This is a genomic window from Bacillus cereus group sp. N21 (genome assembly GCF_016483395.1).
GTDB lineage: Bacteria > Bacillota > Bacilli > Bacillales > Bacillaceae_G > Bacillus_A > Bacillus_A pseudomycoides.
Window position 1 is genome coordinate 33,835 of record NZ_JAEHBX010000026.1, and the last position, 13,745, is coordinate 47,579.

A 13,745-nucleotide genomic window follows, 5' to 3' on the forward strand; every position below is an offset into this window, starting at 1 on the left:
ATGAAAAAAATTACTCTTGGCGATTTAAACTCACCGGAAACTATGCGCGATCCCATTGTGTACTATAAACCTTTCTTCGAACAAAAAGAGCCCCTCTTTCGTCTGGATGACTTTTACGGTATGGGAGGAGCATGGATCGCATTACGCTATGACGATGTTGTTACCATATTGAAAGATCCGCGTTTTCTCAAAGATTTACGAAAATTCGAACCGCCCCAAGATAAACAGGAATTCATTGAGGAAAATACATCTGTGAGCAAGCTGTTTGAATGGATGATGAATATGCCGAATATGCTTACGGTCGATCCGCCTGATCATACCCGCTTACGCCGGTTGGTCTCTAAAGCCTTTACTCCGCGTATAATCGAGAATCTTCATCCCCGTATTCAGCAGATTGCCGACGAATTGTTGGATGCTGTGAAGGAAAAAGGAAAAATGGATATTATTGCAGATTTTGCCTACCCTCTGCCCATTATTGTTATTTCAGAGATGCTTGGAATCCCCGTTACTGATCGAAACCAATTTCGTGACTGGACACATAAGCTCATGAACGCTGCTATGGATCCTCGTCAGGGGGCTGCAGTTACTGCAACACTCGAAAAGTTTATTCATTACATCGAAACATTACTAGCGGAAAAGCGCGTAAATCCTAGCGATGATCTGATGAGCGCTCTGGTCCAAGCACAAGAGAAAGAAGACAAGTTGAGTAAGAACGAGCTTCTTTCGACGATTTGGCTTCTCATTATTGCTGGACATGAGACAACAGTTAATCTCATCGGTAATGGCGTACTGGCGTTACTGCAACATCCCGAACAAATGGATCTGCTACGGGACAATCCTTCCATGCTTTCCTCTGCTGTCGACGAGCTGTTGCGCTATGCTGGCCCGATCATGATTGGTAACCGTTTTGCAGGTGAAGATATCACAATGCATGGAAAAATAATCCACAAAGGCGAAATGGTACTGTTTTCCCTAGCAGCTGCCAACATTGATCCGCAAAAATTCTCTAATCCCGAAGCATTAGATATTACACGTGAGGAAAATGATCATCTAGCTTTCGGCAATGGTATCCATCGCTGTTTGGGTGCTCCATTGGCACGCTTGGAAGGACAGATTGCATTTGGCACATTGCTGCAATGTCTACCTAATCTGCGCCTAGCAACTAAACCCGAACAACTGGTTTATAATTATAGTAAATTCCGTTCTCTTGCAACTCTACCAGTAGTTTTCTAACCCTTTTCTGCCCATAATGACCAAAATCACTTAAAAAATAGGCTTCGGCTTCGCCTAACAAAATTTCATCACCTACTTTCATTGGGCTATCACGCCTTCACGTTTAGAAGTGGGTGATGAATTTCGGAAAAATGTTAAAGTTACCAAAACCAGAAGATTAAAAAAACTGAATTATACCTCCTAAAGAGTCCAAGGCTTTCCCCTATTACGTTAAAGTACAATAAGGAAATTCCTTCTCTGTCATTTATAGAGTACCTTCCTAGTTTACAGTGTATATTGCTTTTTAATATTCTCTGATATTGATTGCAAAATGTTGTTTAAATCTTACATCAATAGCCCTTTTCTCTTTCGTACACTGAATATAGAGTGTACGAAAGAGAAAAGACTCGTTCCACAAACTCCATATTAACATCAAACACGTATCCTTCATTATAAGAAAGACTTAATTCAACTGCATTTCCATAAATTGACACAATCATTTTTAATTTAAATCCTAAGTGATCCATTTTATGATCCAGATACACGCCTGCACCTTCAATCAAAAAGTCTTCTGGTTCACTTTCGAATTGCTCTAATAGTTCGTATTCATCACTTTTAAATACGATTCTGACAATCTCTCTTTGTTCACATAAATTTCGATTATTTTATATAATCGAATACCCTATAATTATGATAAAATAATTTTAAACCTGTTATACTAAGACTCCTGGAAAACTAGGAGTCTTGGTTATGTAACTACCATGATTTGAAAATACAATAGAAATTTACGAATCAAAAACCAACATTACAGAGTTTGCATCAGGAGGTATATAATGAAAAAATTATATTATGCATCATTCGTATATTTAGTTATCGGTTTATTATCTGGTGTATTCGCTAGAGAATATGCAAAATCAAAGGGCATTCTAGGGTCCACTCTGCTGAACCTTTTACACACACATACGCTCGTACTTGGATTTTTATTTTTCTTAATTGCCCTAGCATTAGCAAAATCATTTGCATTTCATAAAGTGAAGGGTTTTAATATGTGGTTCATCGTCCATAATATTGGATTAATTTTAACCCTTTCTTCACTGGCAACTCGTGGACTTCTTCAGCTAAATGGAGCTGATTTCAAAGGATTAGCTTATATAGTCGGAATCTCTCATTCTATCATCGGCCTTACCCTTATTTGGTTTATGATGCTATTAAAAAAATCATATAAAATGTAGTGTGTAATAAAGCTTCAGCAAAAACAAAAAAGAATCTCATATTACTTATGAGACTCTTTTTTCTACATTAAACAGATTCTATAACCTTAGCATTATAAATAAACATTCGACTTAATATCGTCATCACAATTACAAGGATAAGAAAATATAGAGGCATAACAAGCAAAGAACCTGTATGCAATTGACTCATTCCCCAAATCGTAACGGTAATGATGATATAAAATCTCAGATATTTAGAGCTTTCTTTCGCTACGGAACTGGAGGGGCCATGATAGAAATACGGTCATAATACATCCAAAAGAACACCTCAATTGCTTCATGTTAATACCTATAGGAGGGTATGAATTAACATTTATTTTTCATTCCTTCTCTTTACAAAGATTAACATATATTATATGTTTCATTTTCCTATATTACAAAGTTAAAGAACAACATATTCCGTCTCAATACATAGATTGATAAAATTGCTTTTTTACCCCCCCCTCATCATAGGCATAAATTCCTGTACCCGCTAATTTTAACTGTCCTTCTTCTGTACTAATCTTAGTAACATCCTTCTTTTTATGATCATAAACACCCTCGCTGGCTAACTCCAGTTTCCCTACATCAGAACGGATTTTAGTCATTCCTACTCTCTCCCCTCATTAAATTTATTTTTAGAGTCTAAATACTCCTTTTTTCCATCTTTATCATTATATTGTTTAGGTGAAAAGCTTACAGTGTAATTTTCTCGATAGGATAACAACTGATCCTGAACTTTCTTTTTATAATTGATATCCAAATCCATATCCACAATTCTATTAGGCTCATTAGGTGAATTTAGCTTCATTTCTAGTTCTGCTGATATAAATTCATCATAATCCAAGTGTAGTTTCGGTTTTACAATTTTATCAAATTGTTGTTTATTAAACTTAAACCTAACCAGTACAGGCTCATCCAGTCCTCTTCTTGTATCTTCAGGTGTAACTTTCGCAAGCCCTTTTAAATCTGTAAAAAAGAAAGTAACTAAAGATGCATCTACATTAGGTGTAGAAAACTGAATATTCTTATTGGAATAACTTATGTTTGTTGTATACACATCTTCTTCTTTTTTATCCGTTGTACCCCTTATATGTTCTCCAGAGTAATTTATTGTGTACGTACTCTTAAACTGTGAAGTTACACCATAAAACGAATGATCCCTTATCGAAAAAGTTCCTTCCGTGACTTGATCTATTCTTGCTTCATCCCTTTTCTCTTCCACCTTCGGATACTCTAGAATTCTATAAACACCCACTGACACATAAGCATACCCATCATCACTTGCAGCCATGACAGTCTTCATATCACCTTCATCCAGTGCTTTGACAATATCCTTATACACAACTTTACATCCTGTAAGTGTTAAACATGTTCCTAGTAATACACTTATGAAACCCATTTTTACTCTTTTTTTCATACAGTCACCTCGTTCGTTACTCTTGGCATTTTAAGTTTAGTTATGTTTCCTTTTACTCTGCGACATAAAAGTCCCAACTTGATGAACACGCGACACAAATAATTAAGGATTATTGAAAATTCTTTAAAAGTATCCTTTCAAAAAATCCCTTTGTATCATCATGATTTAAAACCCCCAATAAATTAGGTGTTTCAAAGAATTCCACATGACTTATTTCATTATCTTTTGGATGTAAATCTGTTCTATCACCTATATATTCTACATAAAACATAGTGGTTTCTTGTTTTTCATATCCGAGATTCGATTGGATTTCTTTAGGGAAAACAAAACAAATCTTGTCTTTGAATTGTTTAATAACCCTAAACTCTTTGGAACCAGTTTCCTCTTCAAGTTCTCTCAAAATAGCACTTGCTAAGTCATCATCTGAATGTTTTACTCCTCCTTTTGGAAAGTCCCATTCACCCTTTGACATAGTATGTTCTTCTGCTATATCGCTAATTTTCACCTTATGTACCAATAAAAACTCATTATGTTGGAATACGATTGCACCTACAGCTTGCCTAATCATTCTACTGTACCCCATGAAAATTTATTCTTACTAAGTAATTGTTATTATTCATATTTTTTTCATGAGAGACATAATCCATTCTAACTCATGTTCAATCCGTGATTTACTATATTGCACCACTTCAGAAGGAAAAGGAGATACTACATTTAATGATTTTATAGATATTAGTTGCTTATTTAAGATATCACAACGTATTGTTAATATTTCTTTTCTAGCTTCATAATCAAGTTTCTCAAATAAAGAAATACGTACAAGAAATTCTGCATTATTAGCAGCAATTTTTTCAGGAAATTCTCGGATCATTTCATATAAAAGTTCTTCTCCTATAAGAGTTAGCTCATAGATGTTACGATTTGGTTTCCCTATTTGTTGATGGACTTTTTTTGTTATACCACCCATATCTTCAAAGCGACGGAGGGCGGGATAAAGCATGTTATGATTTAATTCAAAATTTTCTCCCAGACGATTTTGAATATTTTTCTTGATTTCATATCCGTATTTTGGTCCAGATGTTAGTTCAGCTAGTAATAGAATATCAACATACATATAAATCCCCCTATTATTTCTCAAGTTTACATTTGGAAAATTATAACCTAACATATGTTAAAATAACATATGTTAGGTTATACATTGCTGTAAGGTCGACCTCATAATTGTATTGTAAAAGAAACGGGAGGAAGAGGCTATGAAATCACCTGAAAATGTAATTTTAATTAATGAAATTTCCAAACTGAAAACAAAAGAGGAGCTTTGGAATCCGTATGCTTGGTATCAGTATATGAGAGAGAATCATCCTGTTTTTTACGATGCCGAGCAGGATGTTTGGAATGTATTTTTGTATGAACATGCCAAACGTGTGCTGTTTGATCATCAATTATTTTTCAACAAAAAAGAACGAAGCTTTATTTCTATTCCTAAAATCATGGATAATAGAAGTAACGTAAATTTCTGCGATCCGCCACAACACCGAAATCGACGCGCTCTCTTGAAAGCTGGGAACCGCGAATTCAAGCCATTGTTGATGAATTGCTCATAGAGATGGAAGGACAATCAGCTGTAGATATTATACAGAAGCTGGCGATTCCACTTCCGGTAATTGTTATCGCCGAGCTTCTTGGTGTTCCTTCTAAAGATCGGGCGATGATTAAATCTTGGTCAGACATCCTCTTCTTCCCGTATGAGAAAGAAACTTACAGCGACATTGTCACAAAAAAAGAGGAAGCTATGAAGGAGTTTTACGACTACTTGTATCCAATTGTTCTGGAGAAACGGAAGCATCCTGCTGATGATATTATCTCCGACTTGACTAAAGCCGAGCTCGAGGGTGAAAGATTGACAGAGGAAGAGGTTGTTATATCCGCCATTGGACTACTTGGTGCGGGGAATGAAACGACAACGACACTAATTTCTAACATATTTTATTCTATGCTGTTTGACAAACCAGGTGTTTATCAGGAATTGCGAGCTGACTTCTCATTGGTTCCCAAGTTGATTGAGGAAGTGCTCCGTTTTCGCTTTCCGTCTACCAATGATCGTAAGGTAGTGCAAGATACGAAAGTTTTTGGGCACGAAATGAAACAGGGACAAATGGTTATGGTCTGGACCGGCGCTGCCAACCGAGATGAATCTCAATTTACCAATGCGGAAGAGTTCGATATCCATCGCCTAGAGAACCAATCCCATCTCGCCTTTGGATCTGGTCCACATTTCTGTTTGGGCGCCCCGCTCGCTCGAATGGAAGCGCGCATCGCTTTAACTTCATTTGTGAAACGGTTCGCTAATATCCGTCAAGTTGAGAGGTTTGATGTTATCCATCATTTAACGGATTCAGCGATGGGACAGGCTTTAAAGAGCTTACCTATTGTAATTGATCATAATAGATTGTGAAATTGAATAGCCTCCAGTTTTTGAGGCTATTGTTTATATTTCTGATATGTATAAAAAAGAAAGGATATTCGCCTCTATATTGAACGAATCATCCTTTCTTATCTAATGCCTCAAAACGATAAAAATGAACTTTGTTGCTATAAAAGGCAAAAAATTTTCGTTTTGGGGGTTATCTATTTTCTTAGCTTGATAGCGATGTGGCTGAACCCCTATGTAGTTCAATAAATTATAAATGAATTTGAAATATAAATAGAGTTCTATATTAATAGGACTCTATTCCTCATTCTTTACCATACAAATTTTTCAATATATTTATATCTACAGCTGATGATTTTTCAAATTTTTTGAAGTACTCCCAAAATGAAATTTTCATCCAGTTATTTATGTGATTTCAATTTCCATCTAACATTCTTGATTTTAAATATTCATCTTCATTAACCAATAATTAGATGCACTCTCAAAGTAAATATCGACAAGTGAAACCTCTGGATTAATAATATATTGAGAGTACGGTGTAGGTTTGGAAGAAAAATTGCTTAAAATGTGCCTTACTTTTATAAAAGATACAAAATAATTTTTTTATTCTACACTTCGTTAGTCAGAAAGCTCTAAACGTATTCCCTTTACCTGAGTTAACTTGAATAAACCGAACAATAGGTACGGTCAAATCGTCCTGCAATTAAATCTTCCTCACGAATAAAGAAGTGCAACACCCCTGCATCCCACCAGCAGAAGCCCACGTCATCATCGCTTTCCAACTCCAACAACATCTGCATATTCACCACTTCCTGCTTCGCTTTCGTCATGTCGCCATCGAAATGTGCTGCGATTTCTTCCAATGCTTTATCCGCACTACACCCATATTCTTTACCAGTCAATATTATCAGTGCTGCTTCATATTCCGAATTATCATGCTGTTCTGTTGGATAACCAAACACTTGAATAATATCGCCATCTTTTTCATCTCTAATCTCATAAAATAAATCATCATAATCAGCGAAGGTTACTTTATCATTCTCTATTTGGTCGTTATCAACGTATGCATATCCTGGTGGCTCCAATGAAGATCGCGCCTTCAAATCATAGCCAATATAAGTACTTTCCAAAGCAGTCTCACTTGGTGATTCACGACGGACAGCCGATAGCATCTCTACTTCATCAAACCATATAACTCGATGTTCAACATTGTAAGCCGGCTCATCGATTCCGAGGAAAAAAGACAACATTCCTGTCTTTGGCAATAATTCATTCATATCATATTTCGTTATATCACTCATATTTAATTGAACTAAAAAGGTCATTGGTGTCCCATTTGATGTAAGCGGCCATGCAAATTGTGGAGGAAGATCCGGATCACCACCAACTCTCGAACTTCCTGCCTTTGTGTAATCTGTCTCGCCTGCTTTAGTACAACGAACCCCTTGCCGCAACTTCTCCACCCTATAATTTACAGCATGTTCAAAATCATTATCCTTCAAATACTGCTTTAGCTTAATTACATTCTGTTCTTGTAATTTCACGCCAATCCTCTCCTCGTTCTCTCAACTAGTTTATTGTACCTACCACATATCCTACCATACCTAACAATTCTATACCTCATCAAGTACGTGAGAAAATCCACTCTAATAAGGCTCACCATATCACTTCAAAAAATTTACATTTAGGGGTACAGCTCCATCGCTATCAAGCTAATATTGTGAAGTATTCCCAAAACAAAAATTTTATCTTCCCACAGTTATTTATAACAATTCATCTCATTTTTTTCGTTTGGGGAAACAATAAATTTCTTAACTTGATAGTAATATGGAAATGACTTTTTCGGGCTTTTTTCGACGAAATATGACAAATCAAAAATGGTTTATTTGTTATAATGTTTTTGTATAATCGGATAAATATGGAATTATGAAAGTTGAATTTACTAAAAGGAATAATAAATGATGATTTGTTAGAAGCGATGAAGAAACGTCAGCCAACAACTTTAGATTGGTTTTCAACAGCGAAAAATTACACAACATTTAGCAATGTAAATAAGGATTTTGATAAAGTACTCGATTATATGGAAGAGCAAAGGTTGAAATAGAAAATTAGGGCAGGGATGAGTCAGGTGATGGAAGATAATCTTAGAAGAATTCATTATTTGCTGAAGGTTAGCGATGCTGATCGTGCAATGAAAGAAGCGGAAATGCTGATAAAGGAAGACCCAGCAGACGCTTGCGGGTACCTTTGTTTAAGTTATGTCTATTTTCATGGATTTAGCGATAATGAGAATGCAAGTAAGTATTTAGAAGAGGCACTTAAACTGGATCATTTAAATGAGCAAGTTCTCTCAGTGGGATTAGATATTTTCAGTGGTCAAAATAATCATAAAAGAATAAGAGAACTAGCAGAGATTGGAATAAAAAATTACCCTGAAAATGGAAATTATTATTTCTATATGGGCGAAGCTGTTAGATGTTTTGAACGCATTAAGAATTCACTGGTGTATTTCGAGAAAGCTATGGAGCTGGAGCCTGAAAATGAAGTTTATGTAGGAAAGTATGCGTATATTCTTTTTACCTCTTTCCCTAAACGGCAAGGAGAGGCATTAAAGGCTGAAAAACGTGCTTTGGAGCTAAATCCAGAAAATACGACCAATCTCGTTTTGTTTGCAGTTGCAGCAACGTATAAGGGAAATTTTAAAAAAGCAAGGATGTTAGCTGAAGTCGCGATGCAGCTAGATCCAAATGATAAAGAAGCATATATGATTTATAAGAAGACGATAGGGACAAAAAATAAGTTTTGTGATTTTACTGCAAGGCTTGCACATGTTTTAGGTCTACCTATCTCAAAATTCTGCTCGTTATTTACGTTTGTGTATTTTAAGAATAAAAACATATATTATTTTTTATACTTTTTAAGTATATTCGGTTGGGTGATTCTACCTGTGTATTTAACAGGTTGGTATGCAGGGAGCGTTTATATTGTATTTCTTATGATGTTTTTCATTTCTTCTAAAATCCAACAGAATATCTACAAAGAAGTTGGTTTAGGAACATCGTTCGATGCGAAAGATAATCTACGTAGCAATAAATTCTCAAGAGAGCAAGAAACTACCAAAATGGCACGTACAGTTGAGAAAGTAGAACCTACAAAGAAGTTATCACCAGAAGAAATTGAGGCACAGGTAACGAGTTTTGGGAGTAAAGGAGCTGTGTTCGAAAAACAACCAATTGAAGAAGTAGCTAGGAAACCACAGTTATCATCGGAAGAACATAAGGAAATTCAATCGTATTCAAATATTAAATCTCCAAGATATAACAAATGGTATATTTGTTTGTTAATTATACTGTCTCTTATTCTCGTTTTTCGTGTTGGGAAATTATATAACTCTAATCATAATGAGGATAAAAATACGGTGCCGAGCAATAGCGAAGAAGAGAGGAAGGATTATAACTTTAATCTTAAAGAGGATAAAAATGCGGTGCCGAATAATAGCGAAGAAGAAAGGAAGAGTATTGTTGTGTCTAAGGATAAAATATCCAAAGAAGAAAAAATGGAACAAATTTATTTAGCTTCGTCAACATTATACTTATTAGAAACAAGTGACTTTAGTGAGAACTCGCTTCGTCAATTTGTAATGGATAATTATGTGTCTGTTGTGATGGAAAAGGCGGGACAACCAAGTATACAGAAATTAAAAAGTGAAAATCTTGCTAGAATATATAAAGAAGGGACAAATACATACTTATTAGTGAAAAGTGATGATAGTACTTTTATCTTAGAAATTTCAGAGAAAAAAATTAATCGTATTTACGGCGAAAATTGGGATAATAGTGAGCAAGAAATAAAAATATATCATGAATTACTTAATAAGTTTAAAATGGAAAGTGTGCAGCAAGAGTAAAATAAGACTGGTCATGTTAATACGTGATACAAGTAAGAAGCATAGTCATATTAAGCAAATACGCTCATAAAGCCAAAAACACCCTTCTAAACTTAGAAAGGTGTTTTTGACTATTTAAATTCATTAATTACTCCGGCGTAAACCACACAATCTGCTGAATTCGTACAAATACCGGCACTTCTTTTTCTTCTAATACAAGATGATCTGGCTTCACACTTCTCAAAGTTCCATTTACACTTCCCCGAATTGTTTCCACTACAATTCTTTTCCCAACGATAGATTGCAATGTTTGTACAACATATGGATCAACAAGTGCAACCACATCACCACTTATCTCATAACCATCTCGAAAATAACCGAACACATCTTCGTATGAATAGTACATATGACCCTCCTCTTTTCAAGATTTGCTGTAGTGTATGTGGCCTGCATTCAAGAAGTACCTATCTAACAGAAAAAGCGATACCACAATGTGACATCGCTTTTGTATGTATGGAAGACTAGCAGAGAATCCTCTAGCCTATTCCCATTTATAAGTCCAAAATTGTTCAATTTGTAACCATTTTAATGTTGCAGCATCTTTGTTTTGTAGCTTTACTTCCGTTTCTTCTAACATCGCTTCTGTTTGTGAACGATGCGCACGTAAAGCCGCTAATTTTTGTTCGAAGGCTTCACTAATGTTGTTGACAACATCTGGTTCACCTAATACTTCCTCACGATTTTTTGTAATCGCAACTGCATGAATGACCGGACGTGTTTCTTTTGGCATACGTGATACTGCACGAACGGTAGCACGGCCGAATGCATCATGATCTGGATGAACACCGTGCTCTGGATAGAATGTAATAATTCGTGATGGCTGTACATCGCGAATGACTGTTTCAATTTTATCTGCTACAAAATCTACATCTTCAAATTCTAATGTTTTATCGTGGAAACCAAGCATTCTTAAATCTTCAATGCCCATTGCTTCGCACGCATCTTTTAATTCCTTTTCACGGATATTTGGAATCGTTTCGCGATTGGCAAAAACTTTCTTTCCCATATTGCGTCCCATTTGTCCAAGCGTTCCGCACGCATATGTTACAGGTACTCCTTGCTTTCTTAATAAACTAATTGTTCCTCCTGCTGCAAATGATTCATCATCTGGATGCGGAAATACAACAAGCACATGTCTTTCCATACTTTCCCCTCCTTTTTATTTAAATGGTGTTAAGCTTAACTCAAGTGCTACAGCTAAGCGCCCTTTATTATCATGTCCCGCTAGTAACAGACGATCTTGCTCGTCTACTTCCCAATGCGTAATACCTTCAGCATATACCCAGCCATGGTCCATTTTGAGACCAACTCGGTATGGATTTGTTCCTGTTATTTTCCCTCGTTCAAAACGAATAATCGCATTTCGAATGAACGCTCCGACTGTCATCATTTTTTCATTAAAATGTGAAGCGTATGCTCCATTTGTCGTTTCTAAATGAATATATACATCTTTATTTACAAAACGTTCGATTTCATGTTGAATAACAGTACTATCTTTTACTATTTCCATCGGATTTCACCTCTTTAAACCATTTTACGCAAAAACAATGTAAATTGCTATCTCTATAATAGAGGACATTACTTACTTTGCATAATAATTTGTATTTTATTTTTTAATTTTTAATACGAGATATGAAATTTTACTATTCCCTCACTATCCATAAATAGTTTTCTTTCTTTTTTGAATTTGCTACAATAGAGTTTATGCGGAGGGATATATTTCGACAATTTAATACATATTTTAAAGAAGGTGACATGTTGGAACATTCAGCACATGAAGTAGCAAATTGGCAATATTATTTTGCAATCGCCGTATTTTTAGTAACATACGGATTTATTATTTCTGAGAAATTGAACCGTGCTGTAATTGCACTGTTCGGTGCTGCCATAATGATTATTTTTGGCATTGTAGACTTACATACTGCCTTTACATCGCATATCCAATGGGAAACCATTACCCTTTTAATTGGAATGATGATTCTCGTACATATTACGAGTCAATCTGGTGTATTTGAATATGTAGCCATTAAAGCAGCAAAAGCAGCGGGCGGAAAGCCCATTCGAATTTTATTATTTTTATCCCTATTAACCGCAGTCGGCTCTGCATTTTTAGATAACGTAACAACCGTTTTATTAATCGTTCCTGTTACACTATCGATCACGCGCATTTTAAAGGTACAACCTGTTCCTTATTTGATTTCTGAAGTATTATTTTCAAATATTGGTGGTACTGCGACATTAATTGGTGATCCTCCAAACATAATGATTGGATCTGCTAATAAACACCTAGATTTCAATGCCTTTTTACTTAATTTAACGCCAATTGTACTTATCATTTCTATTGTTACATTAGGCATTATTTATCTTATGTATCGTAACAAATTAAAAACAACATCTGAACAAATTGCCAAGCTTATAGCACTAAATGAAAAAGACTATATTCGTGACCGAAGCTTACTCCTAAAATCTCTTTCCATTTTAGGTTTGACAATTCTCGGGTTTGTTCTTCATTCAATTATTCATGTAGATGCGGCAGTTATCGCGATGACCGGTGCAACGCTCCTCATGCTAATTGGTGTGAAACAACATGAATTAGAAGATGTATTTGCTCATGTAGAATGGGTAACAATTTTCTTCTTCGCTGGATTATTTATTCTTGTTGGTGGTTTAATTGATATCGGACTTATTTCATCTCTGGCAAAAGAAGTGATTGATATAACAAATGGTGATATCGGTTTTGCAGCGATTCTTATCTTATGGGTATCAGGGGCAGCATCAGCTACTATTGATAATATTCCATTTGTCGCAACGATGATTCCACTGATTCAAGATTTAGCATCAGGACTTGGACTTTCTGTTGATTCTCCTCAAATTGAAGTACTATGGTGGGCATTATCACTTGGTGCTTGCTTAGGAGGAAATGGAACATTAATTGGTGCTTCTGCAAACGTAGTTGTTGCCGGCATTGCTAACCGCGAAGGACACGGATTTTCTTACCTTGATTTCTTAAAAATTGGCTTACCCTTAACAATCATTGCATTATTATTATCACATGCTTATATATATTTACGTTATTTAATGTAAAAAGGTTTGCAGCAATATACTGCAAACCTTTTTATCACCAAAATATCCCAATGATTGCCAATACACCTAAAATCATACCACCAATTTGTCCAACGATTGTTGGTGATAATTGAACCCCTTTTCTTACTTCAACAACCGGCTTTTCATGCCTAAGCTGCTGAACTTCACTTTGTAGCTGATGTACACTACCATGTAATTCTTTTACAAGTTCTTTTAATTCGGCTATCTCTTCATTTACTGGTTTTGGTTTTTCTAAATTCATCTGACACGACTCCTTATCCCAATCCATATACTGTAAAATTCCGACCCGAATTATTCTTTATCCTGCAAAACACATGCATGTTATTGAATGTATTTATAGCAATATTTTCATTCATAATAAACATCAATTGGTTAATTTTA

General features: G+C 35.4%; 14 protein-coding genes and 3 pseudogenes. 6 read left to right on the forward strand and 11 right to left on the reverse strand.

From position 1 onward, the window contains the following. On the forward strand, window positions 1–1,233 hold the full coding sequence (locus tag JDS96_RS15825; RefSeq protein WP_199667336.1) for a cytochrome P450 family protein: 1,233 nt from the start codon (window positions 1–3) through the stop codon (window positions 1,231–1,233). Between the two features lie 329 nt (window positions 1,234–1,562). On the opposite strand, the gene JDS96_RS15830 is transcribed toward JDS96_RS15825, so the two are convergent. Further along, window positions 1,563–1,775: a hypothetical protein gene (locus JDS96_RS15830; RefSeq protein ID WP_242479917.1), complete on the reverse strand. Its 213-nt coding sequence runs from the start codon at window positions 1,773–1,775 to the stop codon at window positions 1,563–1,565. A 270-nt stretch (window positions 1,776–2,045) separates the two neighbouring features. On the opposite strand from JDS96_RS15830, the gene JDS96_RS15835 reads away from it, so the two are divergent. Next, on the forward strand, window positions 2,046–2,444 hold the full coding sequence (locus tag JDS96_RS15835; protein WP_003198831.1) for a DUF2871 family protein: 399 nt from the start codon (window positions 2,046–2,048) through the stop codon (window positions 2,442–2,444). Between the two features lie 67 nt (window positions 2,445–2,511). Here JDS96_RS15835 and JDS96_RS33050 read toward each other — a convergent pair. From JDS96_RS33050 to JDS96_RS15860, 5 genes and pseudogenes are all read right to left on the reverse strand, one after another. After that, window positions 2,512–2,673 (reverse strand): annotated as a pseudogene (locus tag JDS96_RS33050) (multidrug effflux MFS transporter); the annotation flags it as partial. 214 nt (window positions 2,674–2,887) lie between these two features. Next, window positions 2,888–3,070, reverse strand: coding sequence for a hypothetical protein (locus JDS96_RS15840; RefSeq protein WP_242479918.1), 183 nt, complete (start codon window positions 3,068–3,070; stop codon window positions 2,888–2,890). Between the two features lie 2 nt (window positions 3,071–3,072). Next, a complete protein-coding gene (locus tag JDS96_RS32130) occupies window positions 3,073–3,882 on the reverse strand; it encodes a DUF3952 domain-containing protein (RefSeq protein WP_242479919.1) in 810 nt (269 codons plus the stop codon). A 109-nt stretch (window positions 3,883–3,991) separates the two neighbouring features. Continuing rightward, a complete protein-coding gene (locus JDS96_RS15855; RefSeq protein WP_003198838.1) occupies window positions 3,992–4,450 on the reverse strand; it encodes an NUDIX hydrolase in 459 nt (152 codons plus the stop codon). A 48-nt stretch (window positions 4,451–4,498) separates the two neighbouring features. After that, window positions 4,499–4,996 carry a PadR family transcriptional regulator gene (locus JDS96_RS15860; RefSeq protein ID WP_018766210.1) on the reverse strand — a complete coding sequence of 166 codons (498 nt, stop codon included), beginning with the start codon at window positions 4,994–4,996 and terminating at the stop codon, window positions 4,499–4,501. Between the two features lie 139 nt (window positions 4,997–5,135). On the opposite strand from JDS96_RS15860, the pseudogene JDS96_RS15865 reads away from it, so the two are divergent. Continuing rightward, window positions 5,136–6,337 (forward strand): annotated as a pseudogene (locus tag JDS96_RS15865) (cytochrome P450). A gap of 632 nt (window positions 6,338–6,969) precedes the next feature. Here JDS96_RS15865 and JDS96_RS15870 read toward each other — a convergent pair. Continuing rightward, window positions 6,970–7,857: a YwqG family protein gene (locus tag JDS96_RS15870; protein WP_199667337.1), complete on the reverse strand. Its 888-nt coding sequence runs from the start codon at window positions 7,855–7,857 to the stop codon at window positions 6,970–6,972. Between the two features lie 413 nt (window positions 7,858–8,270). Here JDS96_RS15870 and JDS96_RS15875 point away from each other — a divergent pair. Then, window positions 8,271–8,417: pseudogene (locus JDS96_RS15875) on the forward strand (ATP-binding protein); the annotation flags it as partial. Between the two features lie 27 nt (window positions 8,418–8,444). After that, complete coding sequence (locus tag JDS96_RS15880) at window positions 8,445–10,220, forward strand: tetratricopeptide repeat protein (RefSeq protein ID WP_199667338.1); 1,776 nt, start codon at window positions 8,445–8,447, stop codon at window positions 10,218–10,220. Between the two features lie 127 nt (window positions 10,221–10,347). Here the strand turns inward: JDS96_RS15880 and JDS96_RS15885 are convergent, their stop codons facing one another. The 3 genes from JDS96_RS15885 to JDS96_RS15895 form a co-directional block, all read right to left on the reverse strand. Beyond that, a complete protein-coding gene (locus tag JDS96_RS15885; protein ID WP_018766203.1) occupies window positions 10,348–10,605 on the reverse strand; it encodes a YuzF family protein in 258 nt (85 codons plus the stop codon). A 135-nt stretch (window positions 10,606–10,740) separates the two neighbouring features. Then, complete coding sequence (bshB2, locus tag JDS96_RS15890; protein WP_199667339.1) at window positions 10,741–11,403, reverse strand: bacillithiol biosynthesis deacetylase BshB2; 663 nt, start codon at window positions 11,401–11,403, stop codon at window positions 10,741–10,743. A gap of 15 nt (window positions 11,404–11,418) precedes the next feature. After that, window positions 11,419–11,769: a YojF family protein gene (locus JDS96_RS15895; RefSeq protein ID WP_199667340.1), complete on the reverse strand. Its 351-nt coding sequence runs from the start codon at window positions 11,767–11,769 to the stop codon at window positions 11,419–11,421. Window positions 11,770–12,017: 248 nt separating this feature from the next. Between JDS96_RS15895 and JDS96_RS15900 the strand changes: the two genes are divergently transcribed. Further along, window positions 12,018–13,343 carry an ArsB/NhaD family transporter gene (locus JDS96_RS15900; RefSeq protein ID WP_199667341.1) on the forward strand — a complete coding sequence of 442 codons (1,326 nt, stop codon included), beginning with the start codon at window positions 12,018–12,020 and terminating at the stop codon, window positions 13,341–13,343. A gap of 34 nt (window positions 13,344–13,377) precedes the next feature. Here JDS96_RS15900 and JDS96_RS15905 read toward each other — a convergent pair whose 3' ends face one another. Then, on the reverse strand, window positions 13,378–13,605 hold the full coding sequence (locus JDS96_RS15905) for a hypothetical protein (RefSeq protein ID WP_199667343.1): 228 nt from the start codon (window positions 13,603–13,605) through the stop codon (window positions 13,378–13,380). Between the last annotated feature and the right edge of the window lie 140 nt (window positions 13,606–13,745).

What these genes read in the sequence shown, in the direction of transcription:
- JDS96_RS15860 (WP_018766210.1), bottom strand. Translation starts at nt 4,996, where the DNA reads ATGTATGTTGATATTCTATTACTAGCTGAACTAACATCTGGACCAAAA.
- JDS96_RS15905 (WP_199667343.1), bottom strand. Translation starts at nt 13,605, where the DNA reads ATGAATTTAGAAAAACCAAAACCAGTAAATGAAGAGATAGCCGAATTA.
- JDS96_RS15835 (WP_003198831.1), top strand. Translation starts at nt 2,046, where the DNA reads ATGAAAAAATTATATTATGCATCATTCGTATATTTAGTTATCGGTTTA.
- JDS96_RS15895 (WP_199667340.1), bottom strand. Translation starts at nt 11,769, where the DNA reads ATGGAAATAGTAAAAGATAGTACTGTTATTCAACATGAAATCGAACGT.
- JDS96_RS32130 (WP_242479919.1), bottom strand. Translation starts at nt 3,882, where the DNA reads ATGAAAAAAAGAGTAAAAATGGGTTTCATAAGTGTATTACTAGGAACA.
- JDS96_RS15880 (WP_199667338.1), top strand. Translation starts at nt 8,445, where the DNA reads ATGGAAGATAATCTTAGAAGAATTCATTATTTGCTGAAGGTTAGCGAT.
- JDS96_RS15885 (WP_018766203.1), bottom strand. Translation starts at nt 10,605, where the DNA reads ATGTACTATTCATACGAAGATGTGTTCGGTTATTTTCGAGATGGTTAT.
- JDS96_RS15855 (WP_003198838.1), bottom strand. Translation starts at nt 4,450, where the DNA reads ATGATTAGGCAAGCTGTAGGTGCAATCGTATTCCAACATAATGAGTTT.
- JDS96_RS15825 (WP_199667336.1), top strand. Translation starts at nt 1, where the DNA reads ATGAAAAAAATTACTCTTGGCGATTTAAACTCACCGGAAACTATGCGC.
- JDS96_RS15840 (WP_242479918.1), bottom strand. Translation starts at nt 3,070, where the DNA reads ATGACTAAAATCCGTTCTGATGTAGGGAAACTGGAGTTAGCCAGCGAG.
- bshB2 (WP_199667339.1), bottom strand. Translation starts at nt 11,403, where the DNA reads ATGGAAAGACATGTGCTTGTTGTATTTCCGCATCCAGATGATGAATCA.